Source organism: Nocardioides sp. AX2bis (assembly GCF_902506435.1).
Lineage (GTDB): Bacteria > Actinomycetota > Actinomycetes > Propionibacteriales > Nocardioidaceae > Nocardioides.
In genome coordinates this window covers 1,317,179-1,339,077 of sequence record NZ_LR733215.1, presented here as the reverse complement: position 1 = coordinate 1,339,077, position 21,899 = coordinate 1,317,179, and the positions used below count along the sequence as shown (strand labels likewise).

At 73.2% G+C, this 21,899-nt stretch carries 23 protein-coding genes and 1 tRNA gene; 1 reads left to right on the top strand and 23 read right to left on the bottom strand.

Annotated elements, in window-relative coordinates; all coding sequences use genetic code 11:
• Nucleotide 1: 1 nt before the first annotated feature.
• From atpA to argS, 19 genes are all read right to left on the bottom strand, one after another.
• Entirely contained in the window at nt 2-1,636 is a 1,635-nt protein-coding gene (atpA, locus tag GV155_RS06405) for a F0F1 ATP synthase subunit alpha (RefSeq protein WP_160006297.1), read from the bottom strand.
• 52 nt (nt 1,637-1,688) lie between these two features.
• Entirely contained in the window at nt 1,689-2,510 is an 822-nt protein-coding gene (locus GV155_RS06400; protein WP_160006295.1) for a F0F1 ATP synthase subunit delta, read from the bottom strand.
• Complete coding sequence (locus GV155_RS06395; RefSeq protein ID WP_236554076.1) at nt 2,510-3,025, bottom strand: F0F1 ATP synthase subunit B; 516 nt, start codon at nt 3,023-3,025, stop codon at nt 2,510-2,512. The genes GV155_RS06400 and GV155_RS06395 overlap by 1 nt, the downstream gene beginning before the upstream one ends.
• Before the next feature lie 69 nt (nt 3,026-3,094).
• Nucleotides 3,095-3,301, bottom strand: a complete 207-nt coding sequence (gene atpE, locus GV155_RS06390; RefSeq protein WP_160006291.1) for an ATP synthase F0 subunit C — start codon at nt 3,299-3,301, stop codon at nt 3,095-3,097.
• A gap of 35 nt (nt 3,302-3,336) precedes the next feature.
• On the bottom strand, nt 3,337-4,137 hold the full coding sequence (gene atpB, locus GV155_RS06385; RefSeq protein ID WP_160006289.1) for a F0F1 ATP synthase subunit A: 801 nt from the start codon (nt 4,135-4,137) through the stop codon (nt 3,337-3,339).
• Nucleotides 4,138-4,150: 13 nt separating this feature from the next.
• Nucleotides 4,151-4,441 (bottom strand): AtpZ/AtpI family protein, encoded by a 291-nt coding sequence (locus GV155_RS06380; RefSeq protein ID WP_201300083.1) that lies wholly within the window; start codon nt 4,439-4,441, stop codon nt 4,151-4,153.
• 33 nt (nt 4,442-4,474) lie between these two features.
• Nucleotides 4,475-4,867, bottom strand: coding sequence for a hypothetical protein (locus tag GV155_RS06375; protein WP_160006287.1), 393 nt, complete (start codon nt 4,865-4,867; stop codon nt 4,475-4,477).
• A gap of 139 nt (nt 4,868-5,006) precedes the next feature.
• Complete coding sequence (locus GV155_RS06370; protein WP_160006286.1) at nt 5,007-6,191, bottom strand: glycosyltransferase family 4 protein; 1,185 nt, start codon at nt 6,189-6,191, stop codon at nt 5,007-5,009.
• Between the two features lie 9 nt (nt 6,192-6,200).
• Entirely contained in the window at nt 6,201-7,025 is an 825-nt protein-coding gene (locus GV155_RS06365) for an L-threonylcarbamoyladenylate synthase (RefSeq protein ID WP_236554073.1), read from the bottom strand.
• Nucleotides 7,026-7,064: 39 nt separating this feature from the next.
• Nucleotides 7,065-7,907 carry a peptide chain release factor N(5)-glutamine methyltransferase gene (gene prmC, locus GV155_RS06360; RefSeq protein WP_160006284.1) on the bottom strand — a complete coding sequence of 281 codons (843 nt, stop codon included), beginning with the start codon at nt 7,905-7,907 and terminating at the stop codon, nt 7,065-7,067.
• On the bottom strand, nt 7,904-8,983 hold the full coding sequence (gene prfA, locus GV155_RS06355; protein WP_160006282.1) for a peptide chain release factor 1: 1,080 nt from the start codon (nt 8,981-8,983) through the stop codon (nt 7,904-7,906). Before prfA ends, prmC begins: the two co-directional genes overlap by 4 nt.
• Nucleotides 8,984-9,086: 103 nt before the next feature.
• Complete coding sequence (gene rpmE, locus GV155_RS06350) at nt 9,087-9,302, bottom strand: 50S ribosomal protein L31 (RefSeq protein ID WP_160006280.1); 216 nt, start codon at nt 9,300-9,302, stop codon at nt 9,087-9,089.
• 129 nt (nt 9,303-9,431) lie between these two features.
• Nucleotides 9,432-9,812: a response regulator transcription factor gene (locus GV155_RS06345; protein WP_160006278.1), complete on the bottom strand. Its 381-nt coding sequence runs from the start codon at nt 9,810-9,812 to the stop codon at nt 9,432-9,434.
• Nucleotides 9,813-9,881: 69 nt separating this feature from the next.
• Complete coding sequence (gene rho / locus GV155_RS06340; RefSeq protein WP_160006276.1) at nt 9,882-12,026, bottom strand: transcription termination factor Rho; 2,145 nt, start codon at nt 12,024-12,026, stop codon at nt 9,882-9,884.
• Nucleotides 12,027-12,210: 184 nt separating this feature from the next.
• Entirely contained in the window at nt 12,211-13,134 is a 924-nt protein-coding gene (gene thrB / locus GV155_RS06335) for a homoserine kinase (RefSeq protein WP_160006274.1), read from the bottom strand.
• A gap of 12 nt (nt 13,135-13,146) precedes the next feature.
• The gene (gene thrC / locus GV155_RS06330; RefSeq protein ID WP_160010916.1) at nt 13,147-14,238 is read right to left on the bottom strand and encodes a threonine synthase; all 1,092 of its coding nucleotides are present in this window, start codon (nt 14,236-14,238) and stop codon (nt 13,147-13,149) included.
• A 50-nt stretch (nt 14,239-14,288) separates the two neighbouring features.
• Complete coding sequence (locus GV155_RS06325) at nt 14,289-15,614, bottom strand: homoserine dehydrogenase (RefSeq protein WP_236554071.1); 1,326 nt, start codon at nt 15,612-15,614, stop codon at nt 14,289-14,291.
• A gap of 2 nt (nt 15,615-15,616) precedes the next feature.
• Nucleotides 15,617-17,023, bottom strand: coding sequence for a diaminopimelate decarboxylase (gene lysA / locus GV155_RS06320; RefSeq protein ID WP_160006272.1), 1,407 nt, complete (start codon nt 17,021-17,023; stop codon nt 15,617-15,619).
• The gene (gene argS, locus GV155_RS06315) at nt 17,020-18,687 is read right to left on the bottom strand and encodes an arginine--tRNA ligase (RefSeq protein WP_160006270.1); all 1,668 of its coding nucleotides are present in this window, start codon (nt 18,685-18,687) and stop codon (nt 17,020-17,022) included. Before argS ends, lysA begins: the two co-directional genes overlap by 4 nt.
• An 89-nt stretch (nt 18,688-18,776) precedes the next feature.
• On the opposite strand from argS, the gene GV155_RS06310 reads away from it, so the two are divergent.
• Nucleotides 18,777-18,851 (top strand) — tRNA-Arg (locus GV155_RS06310).
• Between the two features lie 106 nt (nt 18,852-18,957).
• Here the strand turns inward: GV155_RS06310 and GV155_RS06305 are convergent.
• The 4 genes from GV155_RS06305 to GV155_RS06290 form a co-directional block, all read right to left on the bottom strand.
• Nucleotides 18,958-19,605 (bottom strand): hypothetical protein, encoded by a 648-nt coding sequence (locus GV155_RS06305; RefSeq protein WP_160006268.1) that lies wholly within the window; start codon nt 19,603-19,605, stop codon nt 18,958-18,960.
• An 8-nt stretch (nt 19,606-19,613) separates the two neighbouring features.
• Nucleotides 19,614-20,144, bottom strand: a complete 531-nt coding sequence (locus GV155_RS06300; protein ID WP_160006266.1) for a CsbD family protein — start codon at nt 20,142-20,144, stop codon at nt 19,614-19,616.
• A 70-nt stretch (nt 20,145-20,214) separates the two neighbouring features.
• Nucleotides 20,215-21,105 (bottom strand): LCP family protein, encoded by an 891-nt coding sequence (locus tag GV155_RS06295; protein WP_160006264.1) that lies wholly within the window; start codon nt 21,103-21,105, stop codon nt 20,215-20,217.
• A 143-nt stretch (nt 21,106-21,248) separates the two neighbouring features.
• On the bottom strand, nt 21,249-21,881 hold the full coding sequence (locus tag GV155_RS06290) for a hypothetical protein (protein WP_160006262.1): 633 nt from the start codon (nt 21,879-21,881) through the stop codon (nt 21,249-21,251).
• Nucleotides 21,882-21,899: the final 18 nt, after the last annotated feature.

The window sequence follows — 21,899 nt, the reverse complement described above, 5'->3', positions numbered from 1 at the left end:
GTCAGCCCCGCTTCTGCTTGACGATCTGCTCCTGCTCGACGTCCTCGTCCTCGAGGGCCTCGTGGTCCTCGCGGCCGGCCTTGAGCGACCCGCCGTCCGAGGTCTCGAACTGGTCCAGGAAGGAGTCGTAGGCAGAGATCAGGCCCTCCTCGTCCTCGAACTTCAGGCTCTCCCGGATACCGGAGAGGATGCCCTCGTGCGAGCGGCCGAGGTAGTCGATGAACTCCTGCTCGAAGCGCAGGACGTCACCGACCGGGACGCGGTCCAGGCGCCCGGAGGTGCCCAGCCACAGCGAGACCGTCATGTGGTCGATCGGGTACGGCGAGTAGGCCGGCTGCTTGAGCAGGGCCATCAGGCGCTGCCCGCGGTCCAGCTGCTGGCGCGAGGCGGCGTCGAGGTCGGAGGCGAACATGGCGAACGCCTCCATGGCGCGGAACTGCGCCAGGTCGACCTTGAGCGAGCCGGTGACGGCCTTCATCGCCTTGGTCATCGCCGCGCCACCGACGCGCGAGACCGAGACGCCCACGTCGATCGCAGGGCGCTGGTTGGCAGCGAACAGGTCCGACTGCAGGAAGATCTGGCCGTCGGTGATCGAGATGACGTTGGTCGGGATGAACGCCGAGACGTCGTTGGCCTTGGTCTCGATGATCGGCAGCCCGGTCATCGAGCCCGCGCCGAGGTCGTCGGAGAGCTTCGCGCAGCGCTCGAGCAGGCGGCTGTGCAGGTAGAAGACGTCACCGGGGTAGGCCTCGCGGCCCGGCGGGCGGCGCAGCAGCAGCGACACGGCGCGGTAGGCCTCGGCCTGCTTGGTGAGGTCGTCGAAGACGATGAGGACGTGCTTGCCCTCGTACATCCACTGCTGGCCGATGGCCGAGCCGGTGTACGGCGCGAGGTACTTGAACCCGGCGGAGTCCGAGGCGGGCGCGGCGACGATGGTGGTGTACTCCAGCGCGCCGGCCTCCTCGAGGGCGCCACGCACGGAGGCGATGGTCGAGCCCTTCTGGCCGATGGCGACGTAGATGCAGCGCACCTGCTTGTCGGGGTCGCCGGAGTCCCAGTTGCGCTTCTGGTTGATGATCGTGTCGATCGCGATCGTCGTCTTGCCGGTCGCGCGGTCACCGATGATCAGCTGGCGCTGGCCGCGCCCGATCGGGGTCAGGGCGTCGATGGCCTTGATGCCGGTCGCGAGCGGCTCGTGGACCGACTTGCGCTGGACCACGGTCGGCGCCTGCAGCTCGAGCGGGCGGCGCTCGGAGGACTCGATGGCGCCGAGGCCGTCGATGGCGTCGCCGAGCGGGTCGACCACGCGGCCGAGGTAGGCGTCACCGACCGGGACCGAGAGGATCTCGCCGGTGCGGCGCACCGTCTGACCCTCCTCGATGCCGTCGAAGTCACCGAGGATGACCACACCGATCTCGCGGGTGTCGAGGTTCAGGGCGAGGCCGCGGGTGCCGTCCTCGAACTCGAGCAGCTCGTTGGCCATCGCCGAGGGCAGACCGGCGACGCGCGCGATGCCGTCACCGGCGGAGGCGACGGTGCCGACCTCCTCACGGCTCGAGGCGTCGGGCTGGTAGTCGGCGACGTACTTGGCCAGCGCGTCGCGGATCTCCTCCGGCCGGATGGAGAGCTCCGTCATGGTGGTGCCTTCTCTCTTCGTCTTCGTCAGTCGGTGGGGTCGTGGGCCGGCGTCAGCCGGCGGTGCCGGCCAGGCGTCGCCGGGCCTCGGCGAGGCGGGAGGAGACGGTGCCGTCGATGACGTCGTCCCCGATCTCCACGCGTACGCCGCCGATCACGCCGGGGTCGACCACCTGGTTGAGGTGGACCGGCCGGTCGTACTGGCGCTGCAGGGCCTGCTCGAGGCGCCGGGCCTCGTCGTCGGTGAGCTCCTTGGCCACCCGGACGGTGGCCACCCGCTCGCCGTGCACCCGCGCAGCGACCTTCTGGTACTCCTCGAGCGCCGCGGTGACCGTGCGGTAGTTGCTGGTCACCGCCTGGACGACCAGGCGGACCGTCGCCTCGAGGAAGCGCGAGCCCAGGACGTCACGGACGAGCGTCTCCTTGGCCGCGACGTCCCGGACGGGGTCCGAGAGCGCGTCACGCAGCTCGTGCTGCTGCTTGACGGCCTGGCTCACGGCGAAGAGCTCGTCGGCGAGACGCTCGGTCTCGTCGCCGGCGGAGCGGACCGCTGCGACCACCGCGAGGTGCTCGAAGGCGGTCGGCAGGTCGCCGGCGGAGGTCCACCGGCGTGCGGTGCCCGCCGTGACCAGCTCCAGGCTCTGGGAGTCCACGGAGCTGCCGAACACCTCCGAGGCCAGACCGGTCCTGGCCTCCGCGGGCAGCGAGCCGTCGGTGAGGAAGCGCCGGAGCGAGCCCTCACGACGCAGGGTCGCCGCCACCGTGACCAGGTCGTCGGCCATGGTCGCCGCGCGCCCGGGTTCGCCCCGGACCTGCTCGGCGAGCTGGTCGACGAGCTCGGCTGCGCTGTCGGAGGAGGCACCGCGGAACTGCATCAGCTGACCCCGCTCCCGGTCGTCGTGTCGGTCTCCAGGTCGGCCAGGAAGCGGTCGACCACGCGGTTGGCGCGGTCGTCGTCCTCCAGGCTCTCGCCCACGATACGACCCGCGAGCCCGGTGGCCAGCGAGCCGACCTCAGCACGGAGCTGGGTGACGGCCTGCTGACGCTCGGCCTCGATCTGGGCCTTGCCGTGCTCGACGATGCGCGTCGACTCCGCCTGGCCCTGCTCGCGCATCTCGGCGACGATCTGGGCGCCCTGCTCTCGAGCCTCCTCGCGGATGCGGGAGGCCTCCTGCCGGGCGTCGGCGAGCCGCTTCTCGAGCTCGGCGAGCTTGGCGTCGGCCTCGGCCTGCTTGGTCTCGGCCGAGGCCAGACCGCCCTCGATGGCCTTCGTCCGTGCCTCGAACGTCTGCTCGAAGTTCGGCACCACGAACTTCTTCACGGCGAAGAAGAGGATGCCGAAGACCACGAGCGCGAGGACGATCTCGACCGGCTCGACTGCGAGCGGCATCGGCTCCGCAGCTTGGGGAATCAGCAACATCGGTCAGTCCTTGTCTTCAGTTGCGTCCGGGTGGAAGAGCTAGTTCAGGACGAAGGCGAGGGCGATACCGATGATGGCCAGCGCCTCGGCGAGCGCGAACCCGAGGATCGCGATCGACTGCAGGCGGCTCTGGGCCTCGGGCTGACGGGCGACGCCGTTGATGTAGGCGGCGAAGATCAGGCCGATGCCGATGCCGGGGCCGATGGCGGCCAGGCCGTAGCCGATCATGTTCAGGGAGCCGGTCATGGCTTCTGTTCCTTTCGGTTTCTTTTTCTCTGCTCTCAGTGCTCGTCTGCGACGGCACCGGAGATGTACATGGCGTTCAGGAGCACGAAGACGTACGCCTGCAGGAACTGCACCAGCAGCTCAAGGAAGGAGATCAGGATGAAGAGGACCCAGGCCAGGATCCCGGCGGGCTTGACCAGCAGCGAGCCCTCGAGGAGCAGGTACTCACCGCCGATCGCGAACAGGATCACCAGCAGGTGGCCGGCGAACATGTTGGCGAACAGACGCAGGGCCAGGGTGACCGGCCGCACGACGATGTTGGAGAAGAACTCCAGCGGGATCAGGAGGACCAGGATCGGTCCGGTGATGTTGGCCGGGACGCACTGCAGCTTGAGGTAGCCGAAGAACCCGTGCCGCGACATGCCGGCCAGGTTGTAGACCAGCCAGCTCAGCCCGGCGAGGGCGTAGGCCATGCTCGCGCGGCTGAACGTCGGGAACTGGATGAACGGGATAGACCCGAACCAGTTGTTGAGGAGGAGGAAGAAGAAGAGGGCGAACAGGTACGGCGTGTAGCGCGCGAAGTCGTGCTGGCCGATGATGTCGCGGCTGATCGAGTTGCGGACGAACGAGTAGCCGGCCTCGCCCATGTACTGCAGGCGACCGGGCACCATCGCCCGCTGCCGGACGGCGAGGTAGAAGAATCCGAACACCAGGATCGCGGCGAGCACGAGCTGGAGCATGGGCTTGGTCACGCCGATACCGGCCACGCTGAACACGGGCGGGAGGTCGAAGGTGCTCGGCCCGGGCGGGACGAACTCCTCCGCTGCTCGGACGACGGACGCGGCGGCAAGACTCACCGGTGGACTCCTACTACGTCGGGTCGGGATGCTGGTCGGACTGCGGATCGTGCGGGGCCCCCTGCTCGCTGTCGCGAGGGAAGCGGGGCAAGGCGTCGAAGCGGGAGATGGTCAGGTAGATCCCCAGCACGGCTCCGAAGAGGATGCCGATCGCGACGAGGAAACTGGTCCCGAGCCACTGATCGGCGCCCCATCCCACCAGCCCGTAGACCGCGACGCCGGAGACCACGTAGCCGAATGCGTGCCACGGATCGCCCTGCGGACCGCGTTCCGAGGTCGGGGACGGTGGGTCCTTCTTGCTCATTGCGCTCCGGACGATAGCAGCCGTCAAGGGTCATCAGTGACCCCCCTCGTCGGCCCGGCGCGGGTCGGCGTGCGGCAGGTCGTAGACCGGCAGACGGGTCGTGGCGTGGAGGCGGACCTGCACCGCGAGCCACAGCATGGTGGCCCCGATGACGCCTCCGCCGAGCCAGCGACGGTCGAGCACGTCCCCCAGCAGCCCCGAGCCGTCGAGGGCCGCGAGCAGCAGCAGGACCAGCACCACCTGGAGCGTGAAGGTCAGCAGCGCCACCATCAGCGACGCCACGGGAAGGACCCCCGCCACGGCATCGACCGTCAGGCTGCCGCCCACCAGGACGACCACGACGAGCCCGACGCCCACCAGCACGCCGGACGCAGCCGCGCGGCCGTCCACGACGGCCGCGACCGCGGCGCCCACGAGGCCCAGCACGGCCGTCGAGGCGGCCGATCGGACCAGCAGACGGGCGCCGGACGGAGGTACGGCGTGACGGTCTGCGGACCGGGCGGGTGGTTCGGTCGTCATCATCGGCGGCCGTCCTGTCGCGGTTCAGCAGGGCTCGTGAAAACTATCACAAAGTCTGCGGGGACTCCGCGTCGGCCGGTGGGAGCGGGGTCTCCCCCGGCTCGGGACCACCCTCGAGACCGAGGTGGCGGCGGTGCAGCTGGGGCACCACGAAGGTCAGCAGGAGCACCAGGACGGCCATCACGCCCAGCGAGGACCACATCTTCCACCCGACGTACAGGCTGGCCAGGACGGTGCCGAAGGCCACCAGGGCGGCCCACAGCCACATGATCAGCACCGCGCGACGCTGGGAGTGGCCGATCTCGAGCAGCCGGTGGTGCAGGTGCTTCTTGTCCGGGGCGAAGGGCGACCGCCCCTTCGCGGTGCGCCTCAGCACCGCGAGCACCAGGTCGGCCATCGGCACGACCAGGATCAGCACCGGCAGCAGCACCGGCAGGAAGGTGGCCAGCAGGCTGGTCGAGGCGGTGCCGGTCAGCGCGGTGCCGGTGAACTGGGTGGTCAGCGTCAGCGCGGTGGACGACAGCACCAGGCCGATCAGCATCGACCCGCTGTCGCCCATGAAGAGCCGGGCCGGGTGCCAGTTGTGCGGCAGGAAGCCGATGCAGGCGCCGGCCAGCGCCGCCGAGAGCAGCGCCCCGGTGGTGGCCAGCGAAAGGTCCGCGCGGTCGGCCAGGGTGTAGCTGAAGACGAAGAACGCGATCGCCCCGATGCCGACCACCCCGGCGGCGAGGCCGTCGAGGCCGTCGACGAAGTTCACGGCGTTCACCGTGGCCACGACCACGACGGCGGTCAGCAGCGCGCCCTGGGCCGGATCGAGGGAGAACAGCGTGCCGTCGGGCTGCGGGAAGAAGCGGAACTGGATCCCGGAGCCGATCAGCAGGGCCACGGCGAGGATCTGGCCGCCGAGCTTGGTCAGCGCGTCGATGTCGAAGATGTCGTCCAGCACGCCCACCGCGCAGACCAGCGCCCCGGCGACGATGACCACACCGGCGTCCTCGAAGACGAAGGGGCTGCTCTGGGACAGGAACGGCAGCTGGCGCGCCACCAGGTAGGCCGCCACCAGGCCGCCGAGCATGGCCAGGCCCCCGAGGTAGGGGATCGGCACCGCGTGCACGTCGCGGTCGCGGACCTGGGCCACCGCGCCGGTGCGGATCGCGATCTCCCGCGCCACCACCGTCAGCAGGTAGGTGACGGCGGCGGCGACCAGGAACACCAGCAGGTACTCGCGCACGGCCCCGGGTCAGCTCCCCTCGAGGACCAGGGAGGCCCCGAGCGGCTCGAGGACCGCGTTCAGCTGCTCCAGCGACAGCGCACCGACCCGCAGGACCCGGCCCTGGGTGCCGGTCACGTCGACGATCGTGGAGGCCTCACCGCCGGGCGAGGGTCCGTCGTCGACGACGACGGCGACCTCGTCGCCGAGCATGTCGAGGGCCTGCTCGGCGTCGGTGGCGGCCGGCCGGCCGGTCAGGTTGGCCGAGCTGACCGCCAGCGGGCCGGTGCGCTCCAGCACGGCCAGGGCCACCGGGTGGTCGGGCATCCGGACCGCGACGGTGCCCTTGGCCTCGCCGAGGTCCCACTGGAGGGAGGGCTGCTGGCGGGCGACGAGGGTCAACGGCCCGGGCCAGAACGCGTCGAGCAGCGAGCGTGCGTAGCCGGGCAGGGCCACCACCAGCGCGTCGATGGTCGCCGCGGAGCTGATCAGCACCGGCGGTGGCATCTCGCGGCCACGGCCCTTGGCGTCGAGCAGGTCGGCCACGGCGTCGGCGTCGAAGGCGTCCGCGGCCAGGCCGTAGACGGTGTCGGTGGGGATGACCGCGAGACGGCCGCGCTGCAGCGCCGAGGTGGCCGCGGCGATCGCGTCCTCGCGCTGGGACTCCGTGGCGGTGGGCCAGAGCTCCCCCGTGGCGTCCTCGACCACGCCGTCCCCGTCCTCGAGGTCGTCGTCGAGGTCGTCGTCGACGTCGAGGGCGTCGTCGAGGGCGTCGGACGGGTCGTCCACCAGCTCGTCGGACGAGCCCTCGGACGGGCCCTCGGGGGCCTCGTCGGCCTGCGGGTCGCGGGTCACACGGTGCTCCTCGTCGTCACGGTCGGTGCTGGGCCTGCCTCATCGTGCCAGGCGGGCCGTGGTGAACCGCGCACGACCGGCGAGGTCGCGGTGGTCGACCACCTCGGTCCAGGGTCCCGCACCGACCAGCACGGCCGGCACGGCGTCGCCCTGGACGTCGGCGTGCTCGACCCCGAGCACTCCCCCGCGTCGCAGCAGGACCTGCGCCCGCACCGCGAGCACCCGGATCGCGTCGAGGCCGTCGTCGCCGGAGAACAGGGCCAGGTGGGGGTCGTGGTCCCGGGCCTCGGGCGCCACCGACTCCCACGCCTCGAGCGGGACGTACGGCGGGTTGCTCACCACGACGTCGACCTCGCCCGCGAGGTCGTCGAAGGCGGTGGCCAGGTCGCCGTGGCGCAGGTCGACGCCGGTCCCGCTCAGGTTGCGCTCGGCCCACGCGTACGCCTGCTCGTCGAGCTCGACCGCGTGCACCCGGGCGTGCGGGGCCTCGGCAGCCAGGGCCGCGGCGATCGCGCCGCTCCCGGTGCCGAGGTCGACCACGACCGGGTCCTCGAGCCCGGCGAGGCGGTCCAGGGCCCAGCCGGCCAGCAGCTCGGTCTCCGGACGCGGCACGAAGACGCCCGGCCCGACGGCCAGCTCGACGGTGCGGAACCACGCCCTGCCGGTGAGGTGCTGCAGCGGCTCCCGCGCCGCGCGACGCCCCAGCAGCACCTCGAACGCCGCGACCTCCGGCGCGGCGACGTCGTCGACGAGCACCAGGTCGCCGCGCCGACGACCCAGGACGTGGGCCAGCAGCAGCTCGGCGTCGGTGCGCGCGCTGGCCACCCCGGCGTCGTCGAGCCGGCGGGTCGCCGCGGCCAGCAGGTCGCGCCGGGACGTCACCGTCCCTCCTCCAGCGCTGCCAGCCGCGCGGCGAGGTCCGCCTCCGCGCACGAGTCGAGCAGGGGTGCGAGGTCGCCGTCGAGGAGCTGGTCGAGGTTGTGCGCCTTGTAGCCGGTGCGGTGGTCGGAGACCCGGTTCTCGGGGAAGTTGTAGGTGCGGATGCGCTCCGAGCGGTCCACGGTGCGGATCTGGCTGCGCCGGGCGTCGCTGGCCTCGGCGTCGGCGGCCTCCTGGGCCGCGGCGAGGAGGCGGGAGCGCAGGATCCGCATGGCCTGCTCGCGGTTCTGCAGCTGGCTCTTCTCGTTCTGGCAGGACGCCACGATGCCGGTCGGGACGTGGGTGATCCGCACCGCCGAGTCGGTGGTGTTCACGCTCTGCCCGCCCGGCCCGGAGCTGCGGTAGACGTCGATGCGCAGGTCGTTGTCGGAGACCTCGACGTCGACCGGCTCGGCCTCCGGGAGCACCAGGACACCGGCGGCGGAGGTGTGCACCCGGCCCTGGGACTCCGTGACCGGCACCCGCTGGACGCGGTGCACGCCGGCCTCGAACTTCAGCCGCGCGAAGGGAGCGTCCCCCGGCTCGGGCGTGCCGGTGGCCTTGACCGCGACGGTCACGGACTTGAACCCGCCGAGGTCGGACTCGGCGGCGTCGAGGACCTCGACCTTCCAGCCGTGCCGCTCGGCGTAGCGGGTGTACATCCGCAGCAGGTCGCCGGCGAAGAGCGCCGACTCCTCCCCGCCCTCGCCGGACTTCAGCTCCAGCAGCGCGTCCTTGTCGTCGGCGGGGTCGCGCGGGACCAGCAGCCGGCGCAGCCGCTCGGCGAGCTCCTCGTGCGTGGCTGCCAGGGTCACGGCCTCCGCGGCGAAGGACTCGTCCTCCCCTGCCAGCTCGCGGGCGGCCCCGAGGTCGTCGCCGGCCGCCTCCCACGCGCGCCAGGTCTCGACGACCCGGGTCAGGGCGGCGTACCGCTGGTTCAGACGCTTGGCCAGACGGGCGTCGGCGTGGGTCTCCGGCTCGCCCAGGCGGGCCTCGAGGTCGGCGTGCTCGGCAAGCATGCCCTCGACTGCCTCGAACACGGGTCCTCCTCCTGCACCTGCTCTGCGGGCCGGAGCCCTGGACGCGACGAAATGACGAGCGCCGGCCCCCCGCTCGATGCGGGGGACCGGCGCTCGGAGGTCGCTACTTCTTGGCGGCCTTGGCGTAGCGCGCCTCGAACCGGGCCACGCGGCCACCGGTGTCGAGGATCTTCTGCTTGCCGGTGTAGAACGGGTGGCACTGCGAGCACACGTCGGAGCGCAGCGTGCCCGACGTCGAGGTGCTGCGCGTGGTGAACTCGGAACCGCAGGTGCAGGTCACCACGGTCTCGGTGTACTGCGGGTGGATGTCCTTCTTCATGTCTCTCTCCTCTGTGGCGCCGGGTCGCCCTGCGCGGGGTGCGCGAGGCGTGAACCGGACCGATCGACGATGATAGAACAGCACGCTCCCCCGGCCCATTCCTGGTCCGGCCGCGGGCCTGCGACCGGCTCAGCCGGCCTGGGCGCGACTGTTCAGCAGGGACTCGACGCGAGCGGCGAGCTCGCGCGGGCTGAACGGCTTGGTGATGTAGTCGTCGGCGCCGGAGCTGAAGCCGGACTCGACGTCGGACTCCTGGGCCCGGGCCGTCAGCAGGATCACCGGCAGGTCGGCCAGAGCCGGGTCGGCACGGATGCGACGGATCGCGTCGAGCCCCGACACCCCGGGCATCATCACGTCGAAGACCGCGAGGTCGGGACGCTGCGCCTGGCAGGCCTCGACGGCGGCGCCGCCGTCGGAGACCGCGACGATCTCGTGCCCCATGGTCGAGAGCTTGAACTCGACCAGCTCCCGGATGTCGACGTCGTCGTCCGCCACCACGATGCGTGCCACAGTGCTACCCCCCGGTTCGCAGGCCCGTCGGGCCTGGTCGATGGTAACGGGTCCCGGACCCGGATGCGGTCACTTGCCCACGGCCGCTCGGGACGTCGGTCGGCCGAGGGACCCGGTGCGCTGCACGGCGGTGAGCAGCTCGATGTTGGTCTGGGTCGATCGCACCCGCTCCACCAGCAGCTCCAGCGCCCGCGGCGCCTCCTGCTGGGCGAGCAGACCACGCAGGGTGCCGAGCACGGCGAGCTCCTGCTCCCCCATCAGCTCGTCCTCCCGGCGGGTGCGCGAGCGCAGCGGGTCGACGGACGGCGTGAGGTGACGCTCGGCCAGGTCGCGCCGCAGGTGAAGCTCGAGGTTGGCGGTGCCGCCCAGCTCCTCGAAGAGCACCTCGTCGGTCGCCGAGCCGGTCTCCACCGACGCCGTCGCCAGGATGGTCAGCGAGCCGCCGTCCTCGATGTTGCGGGCCGCGGCGAAGAAGCGCTTCGGCGGGAACAGCGCGGCGGCGTCGACGCCCCCTGCCAGCACCCGACCGCTGCCGGGCCCGGCGGCGTTGTACGCCCGCCCGAGCCGGGTCAGCCCGTCGACCAGCATCACCACGTCGTGGCCCAGCTCGACCAGACGCTTGGCCCGCTCGACGGCCAGCTCGGCCAGCGCGACGTGGTCGGTGGCCGGGCGGTCGAACGTGGAGGCGATGACCTCGCCCTTGACCGCCCGCTGGAAGTCCGTGACCTCCTCGGGCCGCTCGTCGACGAGCACCACCATGAGGTGGCACTCCGGGTTGTTCTGGGTCACCGAGTCCGCCACCGCACGGAGCAGCGTCGTACGACCCGACTGCGGCGGGGCGACGACGAGGCCGCGCTGCCCCTTGCCGAGCGGGACCACCAGGTCCAGCACGCGCCCCACGGTGTTGCCCGGGCCCGTCTCCAGCCGCAACCGCTCCGAGGGGTGCACGGGGCTCAGGTCGGCGAAGTCGGGACGGACCTTGGCGGCGTCGAGGTCGAGACCGTTGATGCTCTCCACCCGCACCATCGGGTTGAACTTCTCCTTGCGCTCGCCCTCACGGGGCTGGCGCACCTCGCCGACGACCGCGTCACCGCGACGCAGGCCGTGACGGCGCACCATCGACAGCGACAGGTAGACGTCCTCGGTGCCGGCCAGGTACCCGGTGGTCCGCACGAACGCGTAGTTGTCGAGCACGTCGAGGATCCCGGCCGCGGGCACCAGCACGTCGTCCTCGAGGACGGTCGTGTCGGGCTCCCCGCGCTGGCCGGTCGTCGCCTGGGCGACCGGCCGGTTGCGGTCACGACCACGACGCCGGCGGTTGCGGCTGCGCCCCCCGGCCTCGTCGTCGTCCCAGTCCTGGTCGTCCTGCTGGTCCCGGTTCGGGTTGCCGTTCGGGTTGTTCGGGTTGCCCTGGTTGTTCGGGTTCCCCTGCTGACCGCCCTGGTTCCCGTTCTGCCGGGGCTGGTTGCCCTTGCCCTGGTCCTGCCGGTTCTGGTCCTGCCGGTTCTGGTCCTGCCGGTTCTGGTCCTGCTTTCCCTGGTCCTGCTTGCCCTGCTGCGCGTTCTGCTGGCCACCCTGCTGCTTCTTGGGCTGGTCCTGCTTGTTCTGCTGGGCCTTGCCCTGGCCCTGCCCCTGCTGACCCTTGTCGGGCTGACCCTTGTCGGGCTGGCCCTTGTCCTGCTTGCCGCCCTGGTCGCGCTGCTGGGGGCGGTCCTGCGCGCCCCGGGCCTGCGCGTCGTCCCGCGGCCGCTCGCCCGCGGACTCGGACCGGTTCGGCTCGGACCGGCTCGGCTCGGCCTGCGCCTGCTCGGGCTGCTCCTGGTCGGCCGGCTTCTGCTCGGCACGCCGGTCCTGGCCCCGGGTACGGCGCCGGACCTCGGGCTTCGACGGCGCCGTCGACGCGACCTCCGCCTCCGCGACGACCGGCTGCGCCACCTCCGGCTGCGTCGGCTCCGGCTGACGCACCGCGGGCTCCCGCGCCTCGGGCTGCCGCGCCTCCGGCTGCGCGGCCGCAGGTCGGGCCGACGAGCCGCCGGACTGCGCGGCCTTGATCGCGTCCACGAGCTGGGCCTTCTTCATGGAGCCGGCACCGGCGATCCCCATGCCGCCGGCCATGGACTTCAGGTCCGCGATCAGCATGGTGCTCAGCCCGCCGGAGCGCTTGCGCGCGGCCGGGGTGTCGGTGGTCGTGGCGCTGGTGTCGGTCTCGGTCACGTGAGGTCCTTGCCCTGCCGGGCGGTCGGTGCCAGGTCGGTCGCTCGCCGGCGCGCAGCGACCAGGGCGGGCAGCGGGCTGCCCGGCACGATCGGCGGACGGACGAGGTCAGCGCCGGGGGCGAAGGCCCACCGGCACGTCGCCGAGATCGGCGACGGCGCCAAGGTAGCACCCGGTGCGACCCTCAGACCTCGACGACCAGACCACGCGGGTCGACGTCGAGCGCCCAGGACCCCCAGCCGTCGGGGGCGTCGGCGAGCACGGAGGCGGCATCGGCCCCGCCGGAGACAAGGGCGATCACGGTCGGCCCGGCGCCGGACACGGCCGCCGCGACGCCACGGGCACGGAGCCGGTCCACCATCTCGAGCGTGGCGGGCATCGCCGGACGGCGGTGCTCCTGGTGCAGGTGGTCACGGGTCGCGCGCCACAGCTGCTCCACGCTCCCCCCGAGCGCCGCGACCAGCAACGCGGTGCGCCCGGCGTCCGCCGCGGCCTCCGCCAGCGGCACGGTGGTGGGGAGGAGGCCACGCGCCAGCTCGGTGGGGACCGGGTCCGGCGGCACGAGCACGACCGCGCTCACCCGCGGGTCGACCGGCGCCGGCACGGCCCACCAGACGCCGTCGTCGTGGCCGGAGACCACGAAGCCCCCGAGCAGGGCGGGCGCCACGTTGTCGGGGTGGCCCTCGATGCGGGCGGCCATCGCGAGCAGCGCGTCGTCGTCGAGGCGGTCGGCACCGTCCGGCACCATCGCCCGGGCCAGGCCCAGGCCCCCGACGATCGCGGCCGACGAGGACCCCATCCCGCGCGCCTGCGGGATGACGTTGTGGCAGGTCAGGCGCAGGTTCGGGGCGGGCACCCCGAGCGCGGCGAAGGCGGCCTCCATCGCCTGCACCACCAGGTGGTCGCGCCCCCGGGGCAGCGTCGCCGCCCCTTCCCCCTCGACCTGCACCTCGACCGACGGACCGCCGGGTCCGGCCGGGCCGAGGGCCACGGCCTCCAGGCGGTCGCGGTGCGCCAGCGCCAGGCCCAGGGAGTCGAAGCCCGGGCCGAGGTTGGCCGAGGTCGCCGGGACGCTGACGCGCACCGGCCCGTCGACGTAGGTCGTCACGCCCCGCCCCGCTCAGGCGCCGTCGCGGGGATCGGGCCGGTCGAGCCCGGCCGCCGCGGCGGCGGCGGCGGGGTCGGCGTCGACCACGGTGTCGACCAGGGGGCCGACGCCCTCGAGCGCGGTCACGGTGTCCTTCAGCCCGTGGCCGGTCACCGTGACCACGACGGTCCCGTCGTACCCACGACCCTGCTCGAGGTCCTGCAGGATGCCGGCGACACCCGCGGCGGAGGCCGGCTCGACGAAGACGCCGTCGCGCCGGGCCAGCTCGCGCTGGGCGCTCAGGATCTGGTCGTCGGTGACCGCCGTGAAGCGACCGCCGGACTCCTCGCGCGCCGCGACCGCGAGGTGCCAGGAGGCCGGGTTGCCGATCCGGATGGCGGTGGCCTTGGTCTCCGGGTGGGCCACCGGCGCGCCATGCACCAGCGGGGCGGCGCCGGCGGCCTGGAAGCCGTGCATGACGGGTCGGCGGGTGGCGTGGCCGAGCTCGGCGTACTGCGTGTAGCCCATCCAGTAGGCCGAGACGTTGCCGGCGTTGCCGACCGGCAGGACGTGGTGGTCGGGGGCCTCCCCGAGGAAGTCGACGATCTCGAACGCGGCGGTCTTCTGGCCCTGCAGGCGCACCGGGTTCACCGAGTTCACCAGCGCCACCGGGTAGTCGTCGGCCATCCGGCGGGCCATGGTCAGGCAGTCGTCGAAGTTGCCGCGCACCATGATCACCTGCGCGCCGTGCAGGATCGCCTGGGCCATCTTGCCGGCCGCGATCTTGCCCTCGGGCACGAGCACGAGCGGCTGGAGGCCGGCCTTGGCGGCGTAGGCGGCCATCGAGGCCGAGGTGTTGCCGGTCGAGGCGCAGACCACCGCGCGGGCGCCCTCGGAGCGGGCGACCGAGATCGCGGCGGTCATCCCGCGGTCCTTGAAGGAACCGGTGGGGTTGTCGCCCTCGACCTTGAGCCACACGTCGGCGCCGGTCAGGCCGGAGAGCCACTCGGAGGTCACCAGGGGCGTGCCGCCCTCACGGAGGGTGACCGCGGGGATGCCGTCGGGCAGGTCGGGCAGGTCGAGCAGGTCGCGGTACTCCTCGATGACGCCGCGCCACTGGCGCACCGCCCCGGGTGCACGCCGCTCGGTGGTCTGGTCGGTGGTCTGGTCGGTGATCACTCGGACTCCCCCTCGACGCGCATGACCGAGCTGATCTCGCGCACCATCTCCATGCCCTGCAGGTGTGCGACCGTCGCGGCGAGCGCGGCGTCGGTGGCCTCGTGCGAGACGACCACGAGCTGGGCGTCGTCGCCGCGGCCCTCCTGGCGCACGGTGCGCAGGGAGACGTCGTGCTCGGCGAAGGCGGCGGCCACCGCGGCGAGCACGCCCGTGCGGTCGTCGACGTCGATCGCGACGTGGTAGCGGGTGACGGTCTCCCCCATCGGCAGCACCGCCCGGTCGGCGTAGGCCGACTCGACCATGCCCCGGGTCGAGGCGCGCTGGTTGCGGGCCACGGTGACCAGGTCGCCGAGCACCGCCGAGGCGGTCGGGGCGCCGCCGGCACCCGGGCCGTAGAACATCAGCTGGCCGGCGGCCTCGGACTCGACGAAGACGGCGTTGTACGCCTCGCGCACCGACGCCAGCGGGTGGCTGCGCGGGATCATGGCGGGGTGCACGCGCACGGCCACCGTCTCGTCGCCGCCGGGCTCGGTCGGCGGGCGCAACTCGGCGATCGCCAGCAGCTTGACCACCGCACCCATCGCCCGGGCCGAGGCCATGTCGGCGGCGGTGACGTCGGTGATGCCCTCGCGGTGGACGTCGGCGGCCGTCACCCGGGAGTGGAAGGCCAGCGAGGCCAGGATGGCGGCCTTGGCGGCGGCGTCGAAGCCCTCGACGTCGGCGGTGGGGTCGGCCTCGGCGTACCCGAGCTCCTGGGCCTCCTCGAGCGCCTCGGCGAAGCCGCTGCCGGCGGTGTCCATCTTGTCCAGGATGAAGTTCGTGGTGCCGTTGACGATGCCGATCACCCGGGTGACCCGGTCCCCGGCCAGCGACTCGCGCAGGGGCCGCAGGATCGGGATCGCCCCGGCGACCGCGGCCTCGTAGTAGAGGTCGCGGCCGACCTTCTCGGCGGCCTCGAACAGCGTCGGGCCGTCCTCGGCCAGCAGCGCCTTGTTGGCGGTCACGACCGAGCAGCCGTGCTCGAGCGCCGACAGGATCAGGGTGCGCGCCGGCTCGATGCCGCCGATCACCTCGACGACCAGGTCGACGTCGTCGCGGGCCACGAGCCCGGTTGCGTCGGTGGTCAGCAGGCCCGGGGGGACCTCCACCTCGCGCGGGGCGTCGAGGCGGCGCACGGCCACCCCGGCCAGCTCGAGGGGCGCCCCGATGCGCGCCGCCAGGTCACCGGACTGGTCCTGGAGCAGCCGTACCACCTGGGAGCCCACCGAGCCGCAGCCCAGCACCGCCACCCGCAGCGGCCGCTGATCGCCTGCGGTCTCCACGCTCACTCCTGATCACCCACGTCGGTCGCCAACAGGTCGTCCTCAGTCTCCCGCCGCACGAGCACCCGCGCGACCCCGTCCCGCACCGCGATCACCGGGGGGCGCAGCGCGTGGTTGTAGTTGGAGGCCATCGAGCGGCAGTACGCCCCGGTGCCGGGCACCGCGAGCAGGTCGCCGGGGCGCACGTCGCCGGGCAGGAACTCGTCCTTCACCACGATGTCGCCGGCCTCGCAGTGCTTGCCCACGACCCGGGCCAGCACCGGCTCCGCCTCGGACCGGCGGTCGGCCATCGTGCAGGAGTAGTCGGCGTCGTAGAGCGCGGTGCGGATGTTGTCGCTCATCCCGCCGTCCACCGAGACGTAGGTGCGCACCGCGCCGCCGTCGAGGCGGACCGGCTTGACGGTGCCGACGGTGTAGACCGTGCAGACCGACGGTCCGGCGATGGCGCGGCCCGGCTCGATCGACAGCTGGGGCACGGCCACGCCCAGTGCGCGGCACTCGTGCTCGACGATGGCCCGCATCGCGGCGGCCAGGTCGGCCGGCTCGGCGGGGTCGTCCTGCGTCGTGTACGCGATCCCGAACCCGCCGCCGAGGTCCATCTCGGGCAGCTCGACCCCGAGCTCGGTGGCGATCCGGGCGTGCAGCGCCAGCACCCGGCGCGCGGCCACCTCGAAGCCGGAGGCGTCGAAGATCTGGCTGCCGATGTGGGAGTGCAGCCCGCGCAGCTCGAGGCCGGGGGCGGCCAGCACCCGGCGCACGGCCTCGAGGGCGTCGCCGGAGGTGATGGAGAGCCCGAACTTCTGGTCCTCGTGCGCGGTGGCGATGTACTCGTGGGTGTGCGCCTCGACGCCGGCGGTGACGCGCACCAGGACCGGCTGGACGACGTCCAGGTCGCGGGCGACGTCGGCGAGGCGCTCGATCTCGGTCATCGAGTCGACGACGACCTTCCCGACGCCGGCGGCCACGACGCGGCGCAGCTCGGGCACGGACTTGTTGTTGCCGTGGTACTCGATGCGCGCCGGGTCGACGCCACCGCGCAGCGCGACCGTCAGCTCGCCGGGCGAGCAGGCGTCGAGGTAGAGGCCGTCCTCGGCGATCCAGCGGGCCACGCCGGTGCAGACGAACGCCTTGGCGGCGTAGTAGACCTGCCAGCCCTCGAAGGCGTCGCGGAAGGCGACCGCGCGGGCCCGGAAGTCCTCCTCGTCCAGGACGTAGGCCGGCGTCATGTGCTCGGCGGCCAGGTCGGCCAGGGCGACCCCGCCGACGACGAGGTCGTCGCCGCGCTTGTGGGCGGTGCGGGACCACAGCTGCGGCACCAGCTCGTTGGGGTCGGTGGGCTGGCGCAGCCAGGAGGGGCCGCGCAGGGCGCCGGAGGCGTGCGCCCAGCCGGCCTCGTGGGTGGTGGTCACATCCGCTCCGGGGCGGAGACGCCGAGCAGGGCCAGGCCGTTGGCCAGGACCGTCCGGGTGGCCGCGACCAGCAGCAGCCGGGCACGGTGCAGGTCACCGGGCTCCTCGTCGCCCATCGGCAGCACGCGGCAGCTGTCGTAGAAGCGGTGGTAGGACCCGGCGAGGTCCTCCAGGTAGCGCGCGACCCGGTGCGGCTCGCGCAGCTCGGCGGCGCTGGCGACGACGCGCGGGAGCTCGGCGAGCGCGCGGAGCAGCTCGCCCTCCTTCTCGTGGCTCAGCAGCGCGGGGTCGAAGTCCCCCTCCGTCGCCGGGTGCACGCCGAGGTCGGCGCCGTTGCGCAGGATCGAGGCGACGCGGGCGTGGGCGTACTGGACGTAGAAGACCGGGTTGTCGCTGGACTGCTTGGTCATCTCGGCCGCGTCGAGCGTCAGCGGGGAGTCCGCGGGGTAGCGCGCGAGCGTGTAGCGCAGGGCGTCGACACCGATCAGGTCGACGAGCTCCTCGAGCGTCACCAGGGTGCCGGCACGCTTGGAGAGCTTGAGCTCCTCGCCGTCCTTCATGATCTTGACCATCTGGCCGATCAGGACCTCGATGTTGCGGTCCGGGTCGTCGCCGGCGCAGGCCGCCATCGCCCGGAGCCGGTTGACGTAGCCGTGGTGGTCGGCGCCGAGCAGGTAGATGCAGCGGTCGAAGCCGCGCTCGCGCTTGTTGACGTAGTAGGCGGTGTCGCTGGCGAAGTAGGTCAGGTCGCCGTCCGACTTGATGAGGACCCGGTCCTTGTCGTCGTCGAAGTCCGTGGTGCGCATCCACAGCGCACCCCCCTCGTCGAACAGGTGGCCCTGCGCCCGCAGCTTCTCCAGGCCGGTGGCCACGTCGTCGGACTCGTGCAGGCTGCGCTCGGAGAACCACACGTCGAAGTGGGTCTGGAAGCGGTCGAGCTGCTCCTGCTGGTCGCGCAGCTGCACGGCGTACCCCGCCTCGCGGAACGCGACGGTGCGCTCGGGGCCCTCGAGCTCCAGCAGGCCGGGCTGCTCGGCGACGACCTGCGCCGCGACGTCGGCGACGTAGCCGCCGTGGTAGCCGTCCTCGGGCACGGGCACGCCCAGGGCGGCGGCCTCGACGGAGGCGCCGAACAGGTTCATCTGGTTGCCGCGGTCGTTGATGTAGAACTCCCGGGTCACCGAGGCGCCGGCCGCCTCGAGCACCCGCGAGATCGCGTCACCGACGACCGCCCAGCGGGTGTGGCCGAGGTGGAGCGGCCCGGTCGGGTTGGCGGAGATGAACTCGACGTCCACCCGCTCGCCGGCCAGCGTCTGCGACGAGCCGTACGCCGCGCCGGCCGCCACGATCTGGGCGGCCACCGCGCCCTGGGCGCCGGCCTCGACGGAGATGTTGAGGAAGCCCGGCCCGGCGACCTCGACCTCGGCGACGCCGTCGGCGCGCTCGAGCTCGGCGGCCAGCATCGTGGCGAGGTCGCGCGGCGCCATGCCGGCCTTCTTGCCCAGCTGCATCGCCACGTTGGTGGCGTAGTCGCCGTGACCCTTCTGACGCGGTCGCTCCACGGTCACCGTGCTCGGGACGCCGTCGGGCAGGGAGAGGGTCCCTGCGTCGACGAGCGAGGTCAGGGCGGTGACGATCGCGGTGGAGAGCTGCTCGGGGTTCACCCGGGCAGCCTATCGGCGCCGGCCCGCGGACCCCGAACCGGTTTCACCCCGCCCGGCGGGCGCCTGTAGGGTTCGACTCGCCCCACGGAGCCCCCGTAGCTCAGGGGATAGAGCGCCGCCCTCCGGAGGCGGAAGCGTAGGTTCGAATCCTACCGGGGGTACCACTCACTCGGCACGACGCACGAAGGCCCGGGACGTCATCCGTCCCGAGGACACGTGTCCCCGTTCCGCATGACGTCCCGGGCCGTACGGCTCGCGGGACCCGCGTGGTCAGTCGGTCTTGCGCTGGTCCTTCTTGGCCTCGGTGAGGTCGTTGAGGCGCGCGGCGTCGGCGCGGGCCTCGTCGGCGGCCTTCTTGGACGCGGTGGCGTCGTCGATCTCGGCCTTCGCCTCGCGCTGGGCGGCCTTCTTCTTCTCCTCGGCCTGGGCGGCGGCCTGCTTGCGCTGGTCCTCGGCCGCCTTCGCCTTGGTCGCAGCCCGCTTGTCGGCGGCGGCCTTCTTCGCAGCCGCCTTCTTCTCGGCGTCCTGGCGGGCCGCCAGCTTGCCCTTGGCCTCGGCGACGTCGGCCTCCTGCAGACCGGAGGCCGCCTTGTCCTGGGCGGCCTTGCGCTGTGCGGCGGCCTTCTTGCGACCGGCGGCGGCCTTCTCGCGGGCCTGCTCGCGCTTGGTCTCGGCCTCGGCCTCGAGACGGGCGGCGGTGGCCAGCTTCTCGCCGCGCTCGAGGCGCTCGGTGCCGCGCTCGACGATGCTGCGGTTGCGCAGGACGGTGCCGGCGACCTTGTCGGCCGAGCCGAGGGTGCGGTCGAGCGCCACGCGCGGGGCGGACGTCTCGTCGAGGCGCGCCGCGAGGCGGTGGTCGACGGCGGCCAGCGGCAGGCGGGCGATCTCGTAGGGCAGGGCGACGATCTTCCTCAGCATGGTGGTCCTCACTTCTCGGTCTGGCTGCGCAGCTGCGCGGCCTGCTTCTCGGCGTCGGCGGCCTCGCGGTCGAGCCGCGCCCGCTCCTGGGCGGCCTGGTCCTCGGTGGTGCCGGCCTGCGCCTCGGTGGCCTCGGCCTCGCGCAGCCGGGTCTCGGCGACCTGCTCGGCGCGCCGCTCGGCGGCCTCGCGCCCCTGCGCCTCGCGCTGGGCGGCCTCGCGCTCGGCGGCGGACTTCTCCTGGGTCGACTGCTGCTCGGCGGCGGACTTCTCGCGCTCCGCCCGGGCCCGGGCCTCGCCCTGCTCCTCGGCGGTCTCGCGACTGGCCTCGCGCATGTCCTGCGTGGCCTCGTGGCGCTTCGCGTCGGCCACGGCCTCGTCGGCGACGGCCTGCTTGCGACGCTGGGCCTCGGCCTGCTGGAGCTGACCCTCCTCGACGAGGTCGTCCTTGCCGGTGACGGCGCCGGCGACCTCCTTGGCCTTGCCGGTGAGGCCGCCGATCAGGCCCTGACGTGCCTCTGCTGACTTGTCGTTGCTCATCCCTCGACAGTGGCGGCGGTCGAGGGTCTCGCGCACCATCCCTGGGGTGGGCGCGGGTGTGACCTCCGGCTCAGCAGCCGGTGAGCCGGGCGTCCTCGCGGGCGTCGTCGCCGAGGCGCCGGGCCTGCGCGACGTCGGGGAACACCACGCTGGCCGCCCCGGCGTTGCCGATGGTGCCGCCGACCACGCACGTGGTGACCCGGTCCTGCCGGACCGAGGCGACCGCCCGGGCCAGCGTGAACAGCTCGGAGGGCGGGAGACCACCGGTGTCGAGGTGCTCCATCACGCTCAGCACGCCCCGCTCGACGAACCCGGGCTCGTCCGCGCGGGCACGCACCTGCGCGGCGATCCCGCGGAGCACACGCTGCTGGTTGGCCGAGCGGTCGAAGTCGCCGCCGGCGAGCTCCTTGCGGATCCGGGAGAAGGCCATCGCGTCGTACCCGCCGAGCCGGATCCGACCCTCGGCGAACCCGTCGTCCTTGAGGTACGGGTCGGCGAAGGGCCGCGGGTTGGTCACGGTGATCCCGCCGATGTCGTCGACCATGTCCTCGAAGAACGGGAACCGGGTGACCATCACGTAGTCGGGCTGGATCCCGACCAGGGCCCCCACGGTCTCCCCGAGCAGCTGGGGGCCGCCGTAGGTCAACGCCGCGTTGACGCGGTCGGACCCGTACCCCGGGATCGGGACGTAGGAGTCGCGCGGGATGCCGATCGCGGTGGCCGCCCCGGTGGAGGGGCGCAGACCGACCAGCTGCAACGCGTCGCCGCGGGTGCGCAGCATGTCCTCCCCCGGCCTCGCGTCCGAGCCGACCGCGAGGATCCAGACCACGTCGTCCTGGAGCGCCAGGCCCTCGGCCGAGCGGACCTTGACCAGCGCTGCCTCGGTACGGGCGACCGTGGACGCCGGGACGACCAGCGCCGCCACCGCCAGCACCGCCGCGAGCACCGCCGCCCGCCACATCCGCCCCGCCCGTCCCGGGAACCCCCGCCCGAGCGGGGATCCCCCGGCTTGGCGCGCCTTGCAAGCCGCGCCAAGTCCTGGAAACGCCCACCCGGTCCGCCGCCGGACCCGATCGAGCACGGCCCGGCACACTCCTGCCGCCCTCATCGCTGCCTCCCCCGCTCCACGTCGTACCCGACGACCTGCCAGCCGGGTCCGCCGCGCGCCGGGTCCGGCGTCAGGTAGAGCCGGCCTGCGACGCGCTCGACCCGCGCGCCGTCCCCGGTGAGCTCCATCACCAGCGTGAACCGAGCCGTCGCCGCCCGGGCCCGACCACCGGTGGCGAGCAGGTCCACGGCCACGTCCGCGCGCCGCGCGACCACGTCGTCGACGCCCGCGGCCAGGCCGGTGTTGGTCGTCAGCCCTCGGTCGTCCCGTGCCTGGGCGGCCGCTCCAGCGGTGAAGCCGGGGAAGGCGTCCGCGACGCGGGACGGTGGCCCGTCCTGGCCGAGGTACGCCGCCGTGAACCACCGCTCGGTGACCGTCCCGACAGCGTCGGCGGCGTCATCGCGACGCGCCCGGTCGAGCGTGCCGGTGACCCGGCCGGCCGAGACCGTGGCGCGCGCGTCGGTCGGTGCCGCCGACCCGGACGGCGCCGGTTCCTCGGGCTCGGACGGCTCGCCGGCGCTGCAGCTCGACAGCGCCGCCACGCCGACGAGGGCGAGGAGCGGGACCGCGGCGCGCCGGGCGGTCGACACGCCGTCGGAACGGCCTGGTCGGGGGGATCTCAGGAGCATCTCGTGTCCTCGTGGGGG

Coding starts and splice junctions, on each gene's coding strand:
- atpA (WP_160006297.1), bottom strand. CDS start 1,636: ATGACGGAGCTCTCCATCCGGCCGGAGGAGATCCGCGACGCGCTGGCC.
- GV155_RS06290 (WP_160006262.1), bottom strand. CDS start 21,881: ATGCTCCTGAGATCCCCCCGACCAGGCCGTTCCGACGGCGTGTCGACC.
- GV155_RS06380 (WP_201300083.1), bottom strand. CDS start 4,441: ATGAGCAAGAAGGACCCACCGTCCCCGACCTCGGAACGCGGTCCGCAG.
- GV155_RS06305 (WP_160006268.1), bottom strand. CDS start 19,605: ATGCTGAGGAAGATCGTCGCCCTGCCCTACGAGATCGCCCGCCTGCCG.
- rpmE (WP_160006280.1), bottom strand. CDS start 9,302: ATGAAGAAGGACATCCACCCGCAGTACACCGAGACCGTGGTGACCTGC.
- GV155_RS06295 (WP_160006264.1), bottom strand. CDS start 21,105: ATGTGGCGGGCGGCGGTGCTCGCGGCGGTGCTGGCGGTGGCGGCGCTG.
- GV155_RS06300 (WP_160006266.1), bottom strand. CDS start 20,144: ATGAGCAACGACAAGTCAGCAGAGGCACGTCAGGGCCTGATCGGCGGC.
- GV155_RS06400 (WP_160006295.1), bottom strand. CDS start 2,510: ATGCAGTTCCGCGGTGCCTCCTCCGACAGCGCAGCCGAGCTCGTCGAC.
- atpE (WP_160006291.1), bottom strand. CDS start 3,301: ATGACCGGCTCCCTGAACATGATCGGCTACGGCCTGGCCGCCATCGGC.
- GV155_RS06395 (WP_236554076.1), bottom strand. CDS start 3,025: ATGCCGCTCGCAGTCGAGCCGGTCGAGATCGTCCTCGCGCTCGTGGTC.